The organism is Amphritea sp., from assembly GCF_050300915.1.
Taxonomy (GTDB): domain Bacteria; phylum Pseudomonadota; class Gammaproteobacteria; order Pseudomonadales; family Balneatricaceae; genus Amphritea.
Map to the genome: position 1 here is coordinate 50322 of NZ_JBNKYN010000010.1, position 16468 is coordinate 66789.

14 protein-coding genes are annotated in these 16468 nt (G+C 51.5%); 10 read left to right on the plus strand and 4 right to left on the minus strand.

The window, feature by feature from the left end:
- The first annotated feature begins 65 nt into the window (after window positions 1-65).
- Entirely contained in the window at window positions 66-1286 is a 1221-nt protein-coding gene (locus ACQY8X_RS04435; protein WP_428033937.1) for a flagellar assembly protein T N-terminal domain-containing protein, read from the plus strand.
- Window positions 1287-2525: 1239 nt separating this feature from the next.
- On the opposite strand, the gene ACQY8X_RS04440 is transcribed toward ACQY8X_RS04435, so the two are convergent.
- Window positions 2526-3203, minus strand: a complete 678-nt coding sequence (locus tag ACQY8X_RS04440) for a DUF1826 domain-containing protein (protein WP_428033938.1) — start codon at window positions 3201-3203, stop codon at window positions 2526-2528.
- A 123-nt stretch (window positions 3204-3326) separates the two neighbouring features.
- On the opposite strand from ACQY8X_RS04440, the gene hisI reads away from it, so the two are divergent.
- The 4 genes from hisI to ACQY8X_RS04460 are packed head-to-tail and all read left to right on the plus strand — an operon-like array spanning window position 3327 to window position 6585.
- Window positions 3327-3752 (plus strand): phosphoribosyl-AMP cyclohydrolase, encoded by a 426-nt coding sequence (gene hisI, locus ACQY8X_RS04445; RefSeq protein WP_428033939.1) that lies wholly within the window; start codon window positions 3327-3329, stop codon window positions 3750-3752.
- Window positions 3749-5080 (plus strand): dihydroorotase, encoded by a 1332-nt coding sequence (locus ACQY8X_RS04450; RefSeq protein WP_428033940.1) that lies wholly within the window; start codon window positions 3749-3751, stop codon window positions 5078-5080. Before hisI ends, ACQY8X_RS04450 begins: the two co-directional genes overlap by 4 nt.
- A 23-nt stretch (window positions 5081-5103) precedes the next feature.
- A complete protein-coding gene (gene folE2, locus ACQY8X_RS04455; protein ID WP_428033941.1) occupies window positions 5104-6021 on the plus strand; it encodes a GTP cyclohydrolase FolE2 in 918 nt (305 codons plus the stop codon).
- 3 nt (window positions 6022-6024) lie between these two features.
- Window positions 6025-6585: a DapH/DapD/GlmU-related protein gene (locus ACQY8X_RS04460; protein ID WP_428033942.1), complete on the plus strand. Its 561-nt coding sequence runs from the start codon at window positions 6025-6027 to the stop codon at window positions 6583-6585.
- A gap of 185 nt (window positions 6586-6770) precedes the next feature.
- On the opposite strand, the gene ACQY8X_RS04465 is transcribed toward ACQY8X_RS04460, so the two are convergent.
- On the minus strand, window positions 6771-7424 hold the full coding sequence (locus ACQY8X_RS04465; protein ID WP_428033943.1) for an OmpA family protein: 654 nt from the start codon (window positions 7422-7424) through the stop codon (window positions 6771-6773).
- 299 nt (window positions 7425-7723) lie between these two features.
- Here ACQY8X_RS04465 and ACQY8X_RS04470 point away from each other — a divergent pair, with 299 nt between their 5' ends.
- Complete coding sequence (locus tag ACQY8X_RS04470; protein WP_428033944.1) at window positions 7724-9631, plus strand: beta-ketoacyl synthase; 1908 nt, start codon at window positions 7724-7726, stop codon at window positions 9629-9631.
- A 100-nt stretch (window positions 9632-9731) separates the two neighbouring features.
- Complete coding sequence (locus tag ACQY8X_RS04475; RefSeq protein WP_428033945.1) at window positions 9732-10145, plus strand: hypothetical protein; 414 nt, start codon at window positions 9732-9734, stop codon at window positions 10143-10145.
- Here ACQY8X_RS04475 and ACQY8X_RS04480 read toward each other — a convergent pair.
- On the minus strand, window positions 10118-10900 hold the full coding sequence (locus tag ACQY8X_RS04480; RefSeq protein ID WP_428033946.1) for a TatD family hydrolase: 783 nt from the start codon (window positions 10898-10900) through the stop codon (window positions 10118-10120). The two genes, ACQY8X_RS04475 and ACQY8X_RS04480, sit on opposite strands and share 28 nt — an antisense overlap.
- Before the next feature lie 53 nt (window positions 10901-10953).
- Entirely contained in the window at window positions 10954-12534 is a 1581-nt protein-coding gene (locus ACQY8X_RS04485; protein WP_428033947.1) for a peptide chain release factor 3, read from the minus strand.
- 337 nt (window positions 12535-12871) lie between these two features.
- Here ACQY8X_RS04485 and ACQY8X_RS04490 point away from each other — a divergent pair, with 337 nt between their 5' ends.
- From ACQY8X_RS04490 to ACQY8X_RS04500, 3 genes are read left to right on the plus strand one after another with little or no spacing between them, the layout of a single operon-like run.
- The gene (locus ACQY8X_RS04490; protein WP_428033948.1) at window positions 12872-14656 is read left to right on the plus strand and encodes a bifunctional alpha/beta hydrolase/class I SAM-dependent methyltransferase; all 1785 of its coding nucleotides are present in this window, start codon (window positions 12872-12874) and stop codon (window positions 14654-14656) included.
- A gap of 12 nt (window positions 14657-14668) precedes the next feature.
- A complete protein-coding gene (locus ACQY8X_RS04495) occupies window positions 14669-16012 on the plus strand; it encodes a phosphatase PAP2/dual specificity phosphatase family protein (protein ID WP_428033949.1) in 1344 nt (447 codons plus the stop codon).
- On the plus strand, window positions 16002-16466 hold the full coding sequence (locus ACQY8X_RS04500) for a hypothetical protein (protein ID WP_428033950.1): 465 nt from the start codon (window positions 16002-16004) through the stop codon (window positions 16464-16466). The genes ACQY8X_RS04495 and ACQY8X_RS04500 overlap by 11 nt, the downstream gene beginning before the upstream one ends.
- The last annotated feature ends 2 nt before the right edge of the window (window positions 16467-16468 follow it).

The following is a 16468-nucleotide window of genomic DNA, read 5'->3' on the forward strand; positions in this document are numbered from 1 at the left end:
CCCTGCCGTATTGCAACAGATCAATAATTTGCATACCTTAGTGTATTATCGGTCAGCCAGAAAGTATGTTTAATCCTATGATTCGTATCGTCGCAGCACTCTTGTTCAGCTTTCTCAGCCTGTCACTGCACGCCGTTACGATGGAAGCAGAGGGGCGCGCACTGATATTCGACAAGGATATTGATTCCGCACGCCAGGCTGCTATCAAAAATGCCACTCAGCAAGCATCACTGCAGGCAAGCGCTATTGTCAGCAGCACTCAGACCATTAATCAGGGCGTCCTGAGCATCGACAATATGCAGGTCAGCACCTTAGGTCTGGTGAGCAACATTGAGGTCCTGGATGAAAAAATCCAGGGACGGATGCTGTGGGTCAAAATCCGCGCCGATATCGACTTTGAAGAGGGCTGCGCTGCGGGGGTGTCCGGGCACGGCTACCAGAAATCAGTCGCGATCACTGCATTTCCGCTGCTCTATCCGCAACAGGCTAATCTCGGTTATCTGAGCAATATGCAGACGGAGCTGAGCCATATTCTCAGCAACCAGATCAATCAGACCAGTAATTTGCGGGCACTTAACGCAGGCATGCTCAATGTTCTTGAAACCGCAGCCACAGCGCCCACCCGCCAGCTCAGCGCGGGCGCGCTGACCACCGTACTCGACTATACCCGCCAGCTGGATGTGCAATATATCGTCTCTGGCGTTATCCGCGATATGACCATGTACGACTCGTCAGTGATTGATCCGAATCGCAATATTCTGGTAGATCTGTATAACCGCATGGATTATCGCAGCGAACGTCACCTGCGGTCGCTGGTGCTGGATCTGTATATCCATGACGGCTTTTCCGGCGCACTGCTATTCAGCAAACAATACGCCACCGCCGGCCGCTGGAATCTCGAACCCGAAGCCCGCCCCGGTTTTGCCAGCGCTGAATTCTGGCGGCAGGACTATGGCAAGCAAACCCGCGAACTGCTCAATCAGGTGGCTACCGACCTCAATAATGAACTGCGCTGCATGCCCTTCTCAGCCCGCATCACCAAAAGCGAAGACAACCTGCTCTGGTTCAACGCCGGAGCCCTGGCGGGTATAAAAGTGGGCGACAAACTCACGGTCTACCGCAAATCAAACTTCTTCACCGACGATATGCGCAGCCATGTACAACTCGCCAACACCCGCAAAACCATCACCGTCACCGAAGTACAACCGATGTTCTCCATCGGCCGGCTTATGGAGGATGGAGCGCTGTACAATATACAGCCGGATGATGTCGTGATTTCCTGGTAAGCGCGGAGCGCTTACCAGGCAGACCGCCGCGAAGCGGCTAGCTAGACGCGACTGCGTCGCTTGCTAGGAGCTAGACGAAAAACTTCGTTTTTCTTGCTAGAAAAAACAAAGAAAGCTGAGTAACTATCCTATTTATGTCTGCTTTGCACAAAGCAGACACTCTTTGCATGAAACAAAATATATATGTTTTGATGCATAGTGTTCTAAATCAGCTCCATAGCAGACGTTTTGGCGCAGTTTTGCTACTCAAAAAAATCAAAATGAATCACTTTATGGCATAGCGATTCATTAAGTGTCCGTGTATAAGGAAAGTACAACGATTCACAAATTACAGACACAAAAAAGCCGCATATAGCGGCTTCTTCGCGCTAGTAAGTTGAGAGGCTTACTAGCTAACCCATAGGGTTCTTTCATGATGTAGTCCTACTATAAGCAATTACGCCATATTATGTCAATCTTACTAGCTATCCTATAGGGCTAGGCTAATAGGGGGTCTTAGCCTAATAGGGCGCTCTCATAAAGTGTTCGGATATAAGGAAAGATGACCTATGGTAAGTATGAGCATAATTAAATTTGATTTATTCTTAATCAACAACCCTTTATACTTCAAAGACTTCGTGAATGAAGGTGGTTTGTGGCGACTTTCCGTCTAGCTGTAAAGTTTTGAGCGCTTATTGCTCTATTCGCCCCTTGAACCAGCGGCCTGAGAAACCGCTGCTGGTCTTAGTGATAGGGATCACAAACCCCCTCGCCCGTAGGGTTCTTTCATGATGACCTAGTCCTTGCTGGCCAGTAAGCAGGGCAGGGTGGGCTTCTCTAAGGAGTCTGTATAATGTTAAGTTTTTTTATAGCATTACAAACCCTTCTTGGTGTTATCGGATATGGTGCAATGGCTTATTATTACATCATGAAGATACACAAGGAAGGTTAGGTTTTAGCGACTCGCGAACCTAAAAAGGGGGGCTTCGGCCTCCTTTTTTGATTCTAGCTAGGCTGTTTTGATTCAGAATAAAATTGTTAATATCCACATCACAATGCAGAAGTTATGAGTTATGTAATGCTCCCTTTGTATTGGAAGATAGCCTGTCAGCACCGTCATAGCTTTCTGAAACCTGTTCCGTTGAAACCTGACACTAAATGGAGGTTTCTTATTTATGTTTTTTCTAGCAAGGAAACGAAGTTTCCGTCTAACCACTAGCAAGTGACGAAGTCACGTTCTGACAACCAGTATTGTTATCTTCAGGCAAAATCCATGGTCAGCACGATACGCTTTTCACCTGTGGGGACTGCCGGAGAGCGGTGCACTGCTCCTGCCCCATCATTGCCATACCAGCCTTCGCCTTTTAACAGAACAATATCCCCCGGATTAACCTGTTGAATACAGGCTGGATTGGAGTACAGCCCCGATTTTTCATCACTCATCCCCCTGTTTCCTGCGCCCAGTTTACTGCGGTCTACATCATCATTATTAAGCCATTCTGTTCCCTGCCCCAGGTAAGTGCTGACCAGCCGACAACCCAGCTTGTCGGTATGAAAACGGGGACACATTGCACGATCCAGCACCTGCAGTCTGACACCCACCTCATCGAGTTCAAACAAGCAGGAATACATCTCCAGCAGCAACACCACATCATCGATAAACGCTGCTCGGTTGTGCAGATCTGGCAGTGATGATCTTAGTGACTCGGCGGCTCTTTCTGGTGTGAGGACTGAACGGAAGTTTAAACCCGGCTTACTCTCGACCAGCATCCGGCTATAATCAGACACGTCTGTTGCCAGCGTTCGTTGCAACACCACCAGATTTATCTGTTTCTGATAGATCTGCGTCATCACTTCAGGTGTTAAACCCGAAACACCACCCTGCTCTCCACAAGCGATACCACCGTCCTGACTTACTTCCCGCTCTAGCACATTCACACCAGCACCTACATTTATATTACAATCACCGAAATTAATGTTATGTTATAACATGTTTAACTCTATTATTCTAACGTCGATCACTATGACTCAAAGGTTATTTATGGCAGGAGAGATTGTGATATGAGCAAAGCGTTCTTTCAGCGTCTGGAAGGCAAGGCCCATAACCACAGGCTGCCACTTTCAATGGCAGTGGATAACCTCAGTTTCAATGAACAGGGACTGATTCCGGTTATCACGCAGGATCACTCAACCAAAACGGTATTGATGCAGGCCTGGATGAACCAGGAAGCACTGCATAAAACCCTGCATACAGGACGTATGGTTTACTGGTCCCGCAGCCGTAACCGTCTCTGGGAAAAAGGAGCAACCAGCGGACATACCCAACAACTGATCAGTATGTCATTTGATTGCGATGGCGATGTCATTCTCTGTCAGGTAGCGCAGAAAGGGGCCGCCTGCCATACCGGCCGACCCGCCTGTTTCTATCTTGCCGTTGAGCCTGAACAACAGCAGGTCAGGGTTATCGGGGATGCCTGTCAGCCATGAAAACAACCCTGATTAAACATGCGACTCTGATTAACGAAGGAACAACATGTATTGCCGATCTGCGGATATCGGGCCAGCGTATCGAACAGATCGCAGGAGATATCCCGGCGAATGCCAATGATGACGTTATTGATGCCGCGGGCTGCTGGTTGCTTCCGGGAATGATCGATGACCAGGTACACTTTCGCGAACCGGGGATGACTCATAAGGGCACTATTGCCAGTGAATCCCGCGCAGCCGTCGCTGGCGGTATTACCAGCTTTATGGAGATGCCGAACGTCACCCCGTCAACGACGACACTGTCTGCACTGGCGCATAAATACGATCTGGCGCAACAAAGCTCTGTGGCTAACTATGCTTTCTATCTGGGAGCCACTCAGGATAACCTGGACGAGGTTAAAAGGCTGGACCCATCACGCCACTGTGGTGTAAAAATCTTTATGGGGGCGTCCACCGGTGACCTGCTGGTAGAAGCGCCACAGACACTGGAGTCACTCTTCAGGGAGAGCCCGGTACTGATCGTAACCCATTGCGAAAGCGGGCCGGTGATTAAGCGCAATCTGGATGATTATCAGCGAGCGGGTATCGTTCCAGAGATTACTGACCACCCCATTATTCGTTCCCGTGAAGCCTGTTATGCATCGTCATCCTATGCCGTGGGACTGGCGAAGCGCTATGGCAGTCAGCTGCATGTTTTGCATATCACCACCGAACAGGAACTCAGCTTGTTTGAAGCCGGCCCGGTGACCAGCAAATCGATCACTGCCGAGGCCTGTGTCCACCACCTCTGGTTCTCTGATGAAGATTATCCCGCCCTGGGCAACCTGATTAAATGCAATCCCTCGATCAAAACCAGCAATGACAGGAATGCTCTCATTCAGGCACTGCATACCGGCCAGATAGATATTATCGCCACCGATCATGCTCCCCACACCTGGGAGGAGAAAAATCGCAGCTATATGCAGGCGCCAGCAGGGCTACCATTAGTGGAGCATGCTCTGCTGAGCCTGCTGGATCATGTCCATCAGCAACGTTTCACAGTAGCTCAGGTGGTGGAGAAAACCGCCCATAATCCCGCGCTTCGGTATGGCATTGTGGAGCGGGGCTTCCTGCGGGAGGGCTACTTTGCTGATCTGGTTCTGATTAACCCAGAGGGCCGGACGCAGGCCAGCCATGCTTCATGCCACTATCACTGTGGCTGGACGCCCTTTGATGGTCACACTTTCCATTCACAGATTCTCTCCACCTGGGTCAACGGTACCCGGGTTTTCGATGGCCATCAGCCGGGATCACAACCGGTGGCGATGGCACTTAATTTCTCTCACTGAATATCATAACTAACGAAACCTCTATGCTAAATGTTAAACAACTGCCGGATGTGGCAGCCCACCATGTAGCGTCACACGCACTGACGCTGCAATGGGTAGGGATGGAAGATATCGCACTACCCATCAGACTGGACTGCGGCGATAACCCTCAGCGGCCAATCAGCGCCAGGGCCAACCTCTATGTCAGTCTGGATAGCCCGGATGCCAAGGGGATCCATATGTCCCGGCTGTACCTGCAGATGAACAACCATCTGGCACAAAGCCCCCTGAACAGGGACTCTCTGGCACAGCTATTGTCTTTTATGATGGAATCGCAACAGGGCATCAGCCAGGGGGCACGGATACAGCTACATTTTGATCTGCTGCTGCAACGGAACTCTCTGAAAAGTAATGAACAGGGCTACCAGTCCTATCCATTCACCATCAGCGCGGAGCTGCTGAACGATCACCTTAGCATCCAGCTGGAGATGACGATCCCCTATTCCAGCACCTGTCCGTGCTCTGCTTCATTATCAAGACAGTTGTACAGCGAAGCGATCGACCGGGAGTTTGACGGTACAACGATCAATAAGGAATCTCTGCTACAGTGGCTCCAGTCTGAAGCCGGTTCCATCGCCACGCCCCATAGTCAACGCTCCTATGCCTACCTGAAGCTGACAATGGATGACCACTCTTTCCCTCAGCTCCCCGCGCTGATTGATCGTTTTGAAGCCGCCCTGGGCACCCCGGTACAGACGGCGGTGAAACGCAGCGACGAGCAGGAGTTCGCCCGTCTTAATGCGGAAAACCTGATGTTCTGTGAAGATGCAGCACGACGGATTAAGCGATCGCTGGAAACGATGGATGAGATAACCGATTACTGGTTTAAAGTGGAGCATCAGGAGAGTCTGCATGCTCATAATGCGGTGGTGATCGACCAGAAATACACGACGGGCAACTGAACCATGCTGCGGAAAAACCCTTCAGGCCTCAGTCCCCAGGTGTCGGTGGAAGCCTTTATCGATCCTACGGCTATTATCTGTGGCCATGTCATTATCGAAGCCAATGTATTTGTCGGCCCCTACGCGGTCATCCGTGCAGACGAGGTGGACGCTGATGGCAATATGGCACCAATTACTATTCGGCGTGACTCCAATATACAGGACGGCGTGGTCATCCATTCCAAATCCGGTGCGGCGGTCACTATCGGGCAGCGGACTTCAATCGCCCACCGCTCAATTATCCATGGCCCCTGCATAGTGGGAGATGATGTCTTTATCGGCTTTAACAGTGTGGTCTTCCGGGCACACATTAACGATGGCTGCGTTATCCGCCATAACTGCGTCATTGACGGTCTGGACCTGCCAGCACAGATGCATGTGCCGCCAATGACCAGTATCGGCCCGGAGTTTGATCTGAAGCTGATTAAACAGGTCCCGCCGGACTATTCATCATTTTCTGAATCGGTGGTGGCTGCCAACCACTCGCTGGTAGAGGGCTATAAGAAAATCTCTAACGAACTGTGAAGTGCGGTGTTCGATGGATAGCAACCATCCTGACAGCGTCGAAGCCTGACAAAAAAAACCGCCATATTGGCGGTTTCTTGTTTATGCTTTTTTTCTAGCAAGGAAACGAAGTTTCCGTCTAGCGAGTGACGAAGTCACGTTCTAGCGAGCCGCGAAGCAGCGATCGAGAAATAATTGCTCCGCAATTATTTCTGCGTCCCGCGAATATTCACTTCTACCCGGCGGTTCATCGCCCGGCCACCAGCGGTATCATTGCTGGCGACAGGATAGCGCTCACCATAGCCCCGGGATTGCAGTCTTAGCGCCGCGATGCCTCTACTGGACAGATACTGTGCAACACTGGCGGCACGACGTTCAGACAGAGTCTGATTGGTTTCGAACGATCCGGTACTATCCGTAAAGCCGTCGACACTGACAACCGTCTTATCGAATTTAGCCAGTACTTTCGCGACCGAGTTCAGGGTTGGATAGAAGCCCTGGTCAATATTGTAAGATCCGGTCGGGAAGGTCACATTGCCCGGCATAATCAGGCGAATTGAGTCACCAATCCGTTCAACCCGCACGCCGGTGCCTTCCAGCTCCTGACGCAGCAGCATCTCCTGTTGATCCATATAATATCCAATGCCGCCGCCGACCGCGCCACCCAGCAAAGCTCCGGCAATCGCACCTTCAGTACGTTTACCCTTACCAGCCACAGCATTACCCAGAACGGCACCGGCTACAGCGCCAATACCAGCACCGGTCGTTGCATTACTGGTTTTAGCTTCCTGAGTATAAGGATCTAACGTCTGACAGCCAGCCAGCGCAATCACGCCAGCTAAAACAATAATTTTTTTCATTATCACTCCTTTGGGAATCTGCGAAAAAGCTCAGCCTGACTCAGACACTACTGATTGCTGAAAAAATCGATGAGATCAGCCATTTTTCAATCGGACTTAGTCTCTATTTTGCCTGCTAAGTTCCAGCTTAGCCAATCTAGTTGTTAAATTATCACTTTTTAAGCTGAATATTACCTTAGCGAGACATTTTTACCGATATAGAACTGGCCTCGGGTAACAACAACTTATAGAATCGGCATTAACATATAAGTACGACCTTTGTATTGCGATCGTTTCATTTTTGTCCCGAGGATTATCACTTGTCTCAGCTACCAGTCATCGTGGGTTTCGGCGGCGTCAGCCCAGCCGGAAGAAGTTCCTTTCACCATGGCTACCGTCGCCTGATCCTCGACAAACTGAATGACACGACGCGCACCGAAACGCTTCTCGACCTGGCTACGCTGATGGGATTGGCGGGCTTCAAAGATAATAGCTACCTCGACCAAAAGGGCAATCCCACTCCTGTCAGTGAGCTGCTCGAAAAGATCACACCGCAGGTATGCAACAGCACACTGATTCGTCGTATTGAAAAAGAGTGTTTTGATGTCCACAGTGTCACCTTTAACAAGCCTGCGACAATCTCCTCTGCCGAACCAATCAGCTTCACCCTGCGCAAGCGCCAACTACCGCAGAACATCCCTGCCAACTGGTCAGTCAAGCCACTATCTGCGACCCTGATTGAAGTGACCCTGCAGGGTGATCTGGAGGTTATTTTCCCGGATTTTAAAGAAGCTCAGGTGCAATCGGCCGGACAGTTGCCCAGCGGTTTTCAGCCGGGCAAGCTGTATCAGTCACGCAACCACCCGCGCAATATACAGATGACCGTATTTGGTGCCTCCGATGCACTTCACTCCGCCGGCATTCCGTGGGATACCATTGCTGCTGCGGTACGCCCTGACCAGATCGGCGTCTATGCCAGCAACTCAATCGGTCAACTTGATGACCTGGGCTTTGGCGGATTAACTAAATACCCCTCCATCGGCAAACGCACCACCTCAAAGCAGATGCCACTGGGCTACGCACAGATGCCGGCTGACTTTGTTAACGCCTATATTCTTGGCAGTGTTGGGGTTACCGGTGGGTCACTGGGCGCCTGTGCCACCTTCCTCTACAACCTGCGCAATGCGGTTAACGATATCCGCTCAGGACGCCGTAAGGTAGTACTCGTAGGTGGTAGCGATGCGCCGGTCACTCAGGAAGTAATAGAAGGTTTCCGCTCGATGGGTGCGCTGGCAGAAGATAAAGACCTGCTGGCACTGGATAACCTGACCGAGCTGGGTGCCGATGATTACCGTAAAGCCTGTCGCCCCTTTGGCAACAACTGCGGCTTTACTATTGCTGAGTCTTCCCAGTTTACCCTGCTGATGAGCGATGACCTGGCGCTTCAACTGGGTGCCGATATCTACGGTGCCGTGCCGGAAGTATTCGTCAACGCTGACGGCCATAAGAAATCGATCTCGGCGCCGGGTATCGGCAACTATATTACCCTGGGCAAAGCCGCAGCTCTGGTCAACAACATGCTCGGACAGGAGTCTTTGCAGCAACGTAGTTTCGTCCAGGCCCATGGCACCAGTACCCCGCAAAACCGGGTGACAGAGTCCCATGTTATCAATGAAACAGCCAAGGCGTTCGGTATCCAGAACTGGACCGTCGCAGCCCTGAAATGTTTCATTGGCCACTCTCAGGGAACCGCCGGCGGCGACCAGATGAACCTGTCACTGGGCGTTTGGCAATACGGCTATATTCCTGGCATCACCACCACCCCAGAGTTTGCCACTGATATCCATAGTAGCAACCTCAACCTGAGTAATCAGCATATTGAAGTTGGGCCAACCGGGATGGATTCGGTCATTCTCAACTCAAAAGGGTTTGGCGGTAACAACGCCAGTGCTGTTGTATTAGCCCCTCACATTACCCAGCAGATGTTACTGAAACGTCATGGACAGGAAGCCATCAACCGTTACCAGGATAAGCTTGTTGTCACCCGGGAAGCGGCAGCCGCTTATGACCAGAACAGTATCAAAGGCCTGACCCGACCGATCTATCTGTATGACCACAATGTGCTCACCGGTGAAGACCTTGAAATCAGCAACCAGGAGATCCGACTGCCGGGGTATTGCCAGCCTGTCAGCCTGGAGATAGGCAACCCGTTCGATGATATGCAGTAAACAATAGCAACAGGACCCGCTATATGATGATCGTTCATGGCGAACATTGTTGCTAACACTGCAAAATAAAGACTTAAACAGATCAATATCAGGAAATATCATGCTCAGAGTGATCACTGCAACACTATTGACCCTGGCCCTGACCGGATGCATGGACAGCATCACCAAGCTGGCTGAACCAACCGATGTCAGTTTCTACACAGTGGATCTGAAAAACTTCAGTTATTGTCAGGGAAGCGGATCGACCTGTCATGACCTCAGTTCAATTGTCAGTAGCACCCAGTATGCCGGCCCGATCGAACGGGCCTATGGCAACAAAATCAGTGGCCCCAACTACCGCGGCAGTCTGCTACGGATGATTCTCAATCCTCAAGGCGCACCCTACAGCGCCGAAAAAACCAGTGAGAATGGTCGTTTCTATCGGGTGCCTGCCAATGCATATACCGATACTGTCTGGAAAACGCTGGAGGATATCCACGATGCCCTCTATAACGACAAAATCATCATAGACTGAGAGGTCGTTACCTCGATAATCTCCGTCAGCGGCTGCTGCCTTATCCGGGCAACTGCCGCTGCTATCTGGACCACTCTCTCGGGATAGTTCAACTGTCCCTGATAACCGGATAACGGCATATCGGGGCTGTCAGTCTCCAGCACAAAGCTTTCCAGCGGTAATTCGGCTACCAGTTTTCTCAGTTTTGTCGCGCGATCATAGGTAACAGCGCCACCAATACCCAGCCGGAATCCCAGTTTAAGGTACTCCCTGGCCTGTTGCTCACTACCGGAAAAGGCATGTACCAGCCCGGCATGCTCTGACTTTATCTGACGTAACTGTTTTAGCACCTGATCATGGGCTTTACGAACATGCAGCAACACCGGCTTTTGATAGGTTCTCGCCAGTTTCAGCTGAGGGATCAACACTGCCAGCTGAGCATCGAGATCGGCATCAGGGATAAACAGATCCAGACCTATCTCTCCCACCGCCACCAGCTCCGAACGGTTTTGTAACTCTCGCTCCAGCCGACGTAAGCTGTTCTCTAAATTCGGATGATCGAAACAAGGGTGCAATCCCAGCGCGGGATAGAGGTCTGCATGGCCAGCACACAGGCGCAATAAGCGGCTCCAGTGGGGTTCAGAGACACCGGGGACAACAAAACCTGCCACGCCACTTTTCCGGGCACGATTAAGAACGTTGTCGATGTCATCGGCCAGTTCAGCAAAGTCCAGATGACAATGGCTATCGATGAAGTGGTTATCAATTAGAGGCATAGATTCAGTATAAACAAAAAGCCGGCAATTCAGCCGGCTTTTGTCGTGATGCTTTAATGCTCTCGGGTGGCGCGGAAGCGCATATCCGGCCAGCGTTCTTCGGTAAGGCTGAGGTTAACCCGGGTTGGCGCCAGATAGGTCAGCAGACCGCCGCCATCCAGGGCCAGATTATCACCGCCTTTACGGCGAAACTCTTCCAGCTTACGATGATCTTCACATTCAACCCAGCGGGCGGTTGCAATGGTGACCGGCTCATACATACATTCGACCTTGTACTCATCTTTAAGACGATACACCACCACCTCAAACTGTAGCTGTCCTACTGCTCCGAGAATCAGATCATTCTTGTTGATCGGCTGAAACAGCTGCACTGCCCCCTCTTCTGAGAGCTGCTGCAAGCCTTTCTGTAACTGCTTCATCTTCAGAGGATCTTTGGCCCGCACCCGGCGGAACATCTCCGGTGCAAAGTGGGGAATACCGGTAAATTTTAGATCTTCACCTTCGGTAAAAGTATCACCGATCTGAATCGTACCGTGGTTATGCAAGCCGATAATATCACCAGACCAGGCCTCCTCTACATTGGAACGGTCTCCGGCGAGGAAGGTCACCGCATCGGCTATTTTCACATCTTTTTTGATGCGCACATGACGCATCTTCATGCCTCGGGTATAACTGCCGGAGCAAACCCGCATAAAGGCGATCCGGTCACGGTGTTTCGGGTCCATATTGGCCTGAATTTTAAACACAAAACCAGAAAAGGCTTCTTCATCAGCCGGAACGGTCCGGCTAACGGTTTCCCGGGCAATCGGGGAAGGAGCAAACTCAACAAAACCATCCAGCATCTCCCGCACACCGAAGTTCGACAATGCGGTACCAAAATACACCGGCGTCAGACGACCCGCCAGATATTCATCCTGATCATATTCATGGCTGGCACCACGTACCAGGTCGATCTCCTCAAGAAAATCTTCATAGAGATTTCCGAGCAGCGCTTTTGCCTCATCGCTCTCCAGTCCCTGCACCTGGATATCATCGGGAATAATACTGCCCTGTCCCGGTGTAAACACATGGATAGTGTCGGTATAGAGGTTATACACGCCGCGGAAGTCCTTACCCATGCCAATCGGCCAGGTGATCGGGGCGGCGGCAATCTTCAGCACCTCTTCGATCTCATCGAGCAAATCAACCGGGTCACGAATATCCCGGTCCATTTTGTTCACAAAGGAGAGAATCGGTGTATCCCGCAGACGACAAACTTCCATCAGTTTAATCGTCCGGTCCTCAACACCCTTCGCCCCATCCACCACCATCAGCGCCGAGTCTACGGCCGTCAGTGTACGGTAGGTATCCTCGGAGAAATCTTCGTGTCCCGGCGTATCCAGCAGGTTAACAATGCGTCCCTTGTGGGGAAACTGCATCACCGAAGAGGTAACCGAGATACCCCGCTCCTGCTCCATGCTCATCCAGTCTGAGGTTGCATGACGATCCGATTTTTTACCCTTAACCGTACCCGCTTTCTGAATCAGGTTTCCGAACAACAGCAGCTTTTCAGTAATGGTCGTTTTACCCGCATCCGGGTGGGAGATAATAGCAAAAGTACGACGAATCGATACTTCCTTTGAGATACTAGACATAGAGATCCGGTTGTTTTGGAAACTGCCCTGCACACCAATCGGCAGAAGCCAGAAAATATAATTGGGCGCTATTTTCGCTGATATGCCTCAAATCCACAACTGAAAGCTATTGACTGACCCATCTATTCTGACAGACTAGCTCTTACTGCTAAGGAAAGCAGGGGACAAATGATGATATGGACTATCACTCCGACAACCGCTCGCCCTCTCCTCCTTTTGCTCAACAACCCTGTTCGCGCCCTTGAGTAGCAGATAACGATACTCCGTCGATTTAAGCTTTCACCAAAGTCTGATCATGGAAGACTAAGCCGACTTTAATCAACCAAGGACTCAACAGATGAACCAACCTGCCATAATCGCGGAAGAGACCCGTCCTATCAACCGCAGTGCTGAGCAACATACCCTCCTGAGCCACGATAACAGCGAACTGTTTTACCGCTATTGGCCCGCTATACAACCAACCGATACGCAACGAGCGATTGTGATGTTTCATCGGGGTCACGAACATGGCGGGCGAATGAGTCATCTGGTGGATGAACTACAGCTGCCTGATACCGCCTTCTTTGCCTGGGATGCACGGGGGCTGGGTCAGTCTTCCGGCGCACGGGGCCATGCCGAAAGCTTTGCCACTCTGGTGCAGGATATCGACTGTTTTATTCGCCATATCACCAAGGCCCACGGCTTTAAAACCGATCAGATCATCGTGTTAGGCCAGAGTGTCGGTGCCATCATGCTGACAACCTGGGTGCATGACTACGCCCCTGATATTCGCGGGATGATACTGGCGGCACCCGCATTTGATATTAAACTCTATGTCCCCTTCGCCCGACAGATGATTGCAATGCGGCAAAAGCTCGGGGGTATTTTCACGGTTAACTCCTATGTCAAAGCGAGTCAGCTCAGCCACGATCCTGACAGAATTCGCAGCTACAACGCAGACCCTCTGATTACCCGGCCCATCGCCTCCAACCTGTTACTGGACCTTTATGCCGCAGGTGAACGCTCTGTTAAAGACGCCCACGCTATCAACACACCAACCCTGACACTGGTATCTGGCAGTGACTGGGTAGTCAGAAAACAGCCTCAGTATGAATTTGCGGCACGCCTGGGTAGCAGCAACAAACGGCTGATAGAGCTACCCGGCTTTTTCCATGACACGCTGGGCGAACTCAACCGGGAGCAAGCTCTGACAGAGATACGCCAATTTACCAGCGAACTTTTTGACACGCCCCGACATCAGCCCGACCTGAGACAATCAGATCAGCAGGGGCAGGGTTATCAGCACTATAAAAGTCTGGCCACGGCAGAAACGGGGCTGAAACGAACCTATTGGCAGCTGCTGCAGAAAATGGTCGGTCTGGGCGCACGGTTATCAGAGGGGTATCGGTTAGGTAAAGAGACTGGCTTTGATTCCGGCAGCACCCTCGATTATGTCTATCGCAACCAGCCACAGGGGAAAAACTGGCTGGGCAGGCAGATCGACCAGGTATATCTCAATAGCATTGGCTGGCGTGGTATCCGGCAACGCAAACTTCACCTGGAACAGTTGATTAATCAGGCCATCGATCAGTTACAGGCCAACCAGCAACCCGTCCGTATCGTTGATATTGCCGCGGGCCATGGCCGTTATATTCTGGATGCTATCGCTCCCCGTAAAGATGAGATCGATAGCATTCTGCTGCGGGACTTCAGCGATATTAACGTGACCGCAGGCAGCCAGGCGCTGGCTGAGCGAGGCTTTGACAGATTCGGCACGTTCCAGCAAGGGGATGCGTTTGATCAGGCATCGGTAGCCGCAGTACAGCCAGAACCGACCCTTGCCATCGTTTCCGGACTGTATGAACTGTTCAGCGATAACAGCCTGCTGCAGTCATCCCTTGCCGGGCTGGCCGAAGCGGTGAAACCCGGCGGTTATCTGATCTACACCAACCAGCCCTGGCATCCGCAGCAGGAGCTGATCGCACGGGTGCTGAGCAGCCACCAGAGCAACCAACCCTGGGTGATGCGTTGTCGTTCACAGGGGGAGATGGACCAGTTGGTTGCCGAGGCTGGTTTTGAAAAATGTACTCAGCTGATCGACCAGTGGGGTATTTTCAGCGTCTCAATTGCCCAGCGACGCTAAGCGGAAGCAGCGATGAATACTGAATCCGTCATGTTCGGTGATCAACCGCCACGCCCCTGGCTCAGAGCGCTTATCTGGCTGGCCTTTCTCGGGCCAGCATTTTTTATCAGCTACGGTTTTGCCAATACGTTTACGGCAGGCCGCAGCGATGTTGGGCAGTATGTCTTTGCCTGGGAGACACAGATTCCCTTCTGGGACTGGACCATCATTCCCTATATGTCCATCGACCTGTTGTATGGCATCTCACTATTCCTCTGCACCAGCAAAGCTGAACTTGATCGCCATGCTCTGCGCTTGCTAACCGCTACCGCTGTTTCTGTTAGCTGTTTTCTGCTGTTTCCACTGGAGTTCACCTTTGTCCGCCCACCCACCGATGGACTCTATGGTGAATTATTTAATCTGCTAACCGGCTTCGATAAGCCCTACAATCAGGCGCCCTCTCTGCATATCAGCTTACTGGTACTAATCTGGTACACCTTCAGCCAGCATCTCAGGGGCTTACTGCCGCGCTTGTTAATGCATAGCTGGATGCTGTTAATCGGCATCTCAGTACTGACGACCTGGCAACACCACGTCATCGATGTGCTTGGAGGACTTATCGTTGCGCTAGTGGTGATGTACATGATTCCCCCGGTTGCTCATCACTGGCGCTGGACAGCACAGCGGAAGAGCAAACTGGCCGGCTATTATTGTTTCGCCACCCTGATTCTGAGCCTCAGCGCTATTTTTATCGGCTGTTGGGGCTGGTTATTGTTGTGGCCAGCCACGGCAACAGCCCTGATGGCGCTGGCCTATTGGGGATTAGGCATCTCGGTTTTTCAATATGATAATCAAAAGATGTCGCTGCCGGCATTGATACTATTGACCCCCTACCTCCTCGGCGCCCATCTCAGCGCCCGGTTGCTCAGCAGACACCGACAGGGGTGTGTAAAAGTCACCGACGGAGTCTGGCTGAGTAAAGTCCCGGGCAGGGAGGAATTACAAACCAGCGGCGCCAGTTTACACCTGAACCTAACCGCCGAGATGCGGCCGCTGAGCTATCGTTGCAACCATACATATCGCATACCGATGCTCGACCTGGCGATCCCCGATGAGGCAACACTGTGGACAGCGATTCAGACACTCAATTGCCTGGTTGAGAAAAAGAAAACGGTGCTGGTGCATTGCGCACTGGGATTATCACGCAGTGCACTGGTGGTGGCTGGCTGGCTGCTATACAGCCATAAAGCCTGTTCAGTAGAGCAGGCTGTGGACATGATCACTCAGGTCAGGCCCGACTGCATCCTCCACGAAGGGCACCGGGCACTACTCCATAAGATCAGCAGGCCGACAATGGAGATCGATAATGATCACTAACCAATCCCCAACAGAAACAGCGCTGGCCGAAAAACCTGAGGAGGTGAAAGCAGAAGTGCTGTTAGCGGCCCTGTCATCCACGTATGCGCTTGGTTTTATCTCTGCGGTGCTGGCAGGCTTATGCGGCCTGTTGATTATTTTCGGCGGCTCGCTTCTGGTCAGGTTGATCGCTTTCGCCGGTATACTCATTGCGCTGCTGCAAAGTTATTACTTCTGGCGAGTATCTCTTGATAGAAAATTACTGCCAGTCTTACTCAAACATGGTGCGCAATCCTTTGATCAGGGACTCCGGTTCCTGTTTCCGGCGAAAGCCGATTCACTGATAACCCTGACAATGAGTGACCGTCTACAGGGCATCAGAAAACTATTCTTTCGGCAGTGCTGGCTGGCTATAGTACAATCGCTGCTGACCCTACTCAGTCTGGTTCTGTGCTTAATCAGCGCATATTGTTAATA

Excerpts from the sequence above, each read along its gene's own strand:
- ACQY8X_RS04435 (WP_428033937.1), top strand. The coding sequence starts at position 66 with ATGTTTAATCCTATGATTCGTATCGTCGCAGCACTCTTGTTCAGCTTT.
- hisI (WP_428033939.1), top strand. The coding sequence starts at position 3,327 with ATGAGCAAAGCGTTCTTTCAGCGTCTGGAAGGCAAGGCCCATAACCAC.
- ACQY8X_RS04450 (WP_428033940.1), top strand. The coding sequence starts at position 3,749 with ATGAAAACAACCCTGATTAAACATGCGACTCTGATTAACGAAGGAACA.
- folE2 (WP_428033941.1), top strand. The coding sequence starts at position 5,104 with ATGCTAAATGTTAAACAACTGCCGGATGTGGCAGCCCACCATGTAGCG.
- ACQY8X_RS04460 (WP_428033942.1), top strand. The coding sequence starts at position 6,025 with ATGCTGCGGAAAAACCCTTCAGGCCTCAGTCCCCAGGTGTCGGTGGAA.
- ACQY8X_RS04465 (WP_428033943.1), bottom strand. The coding sequence starts at position 7,424 with ATGAAAAAAATTATTGTTTTAGCTGGCGTGATTGCGCTGGCTGGCTGT.
- ACQY8X_RS04475 (WP_428033945.1), top strand. The coding sequence starts at position 9,732 with ATGCTCAGAGTGATCACTGCAACACTATTGACCCTGGCCCTGACCGGA.
- ACQY8X_RS04480 (WP_428033946.1), bottom strand. The coding sequence starts at position 10,900 with ATGCCTCTAATTGATAACCACTTCATCGATAGCCATTGTCATCTGGAC.
- ACQY8X_RS04485 (WP_428033947.1), bottom strand. The coding sequence starts at position 12,534 with ATGTCTAGTATCTCAAAGGAAGTATCGATTCGTCGTACTTTTGCTATT.
- ACQY8X_RS04490 (WP_428033948.1), top strand. The coding sequence starts at position 12,872 with ATGAACCAACCTGCCATAATCGCGGAAGAGACCCGTCCTATCAACCGC.
- ACQY8X_RS04495 (WP_428033949.1), top strand. The coding sequence starts at position 14,669 with ATGAATACTGAATCCGTCATGTTCGGTGATCAACCGCCACGCCCCTGG.
- ACQY8X_RS04500 (WP_428033950.1), top strand. The coding sequence starts at position 16,002 with ATGATCACTAACCAATCCCCAACAGAAACAGCGCTGGCCGAAAAACCT.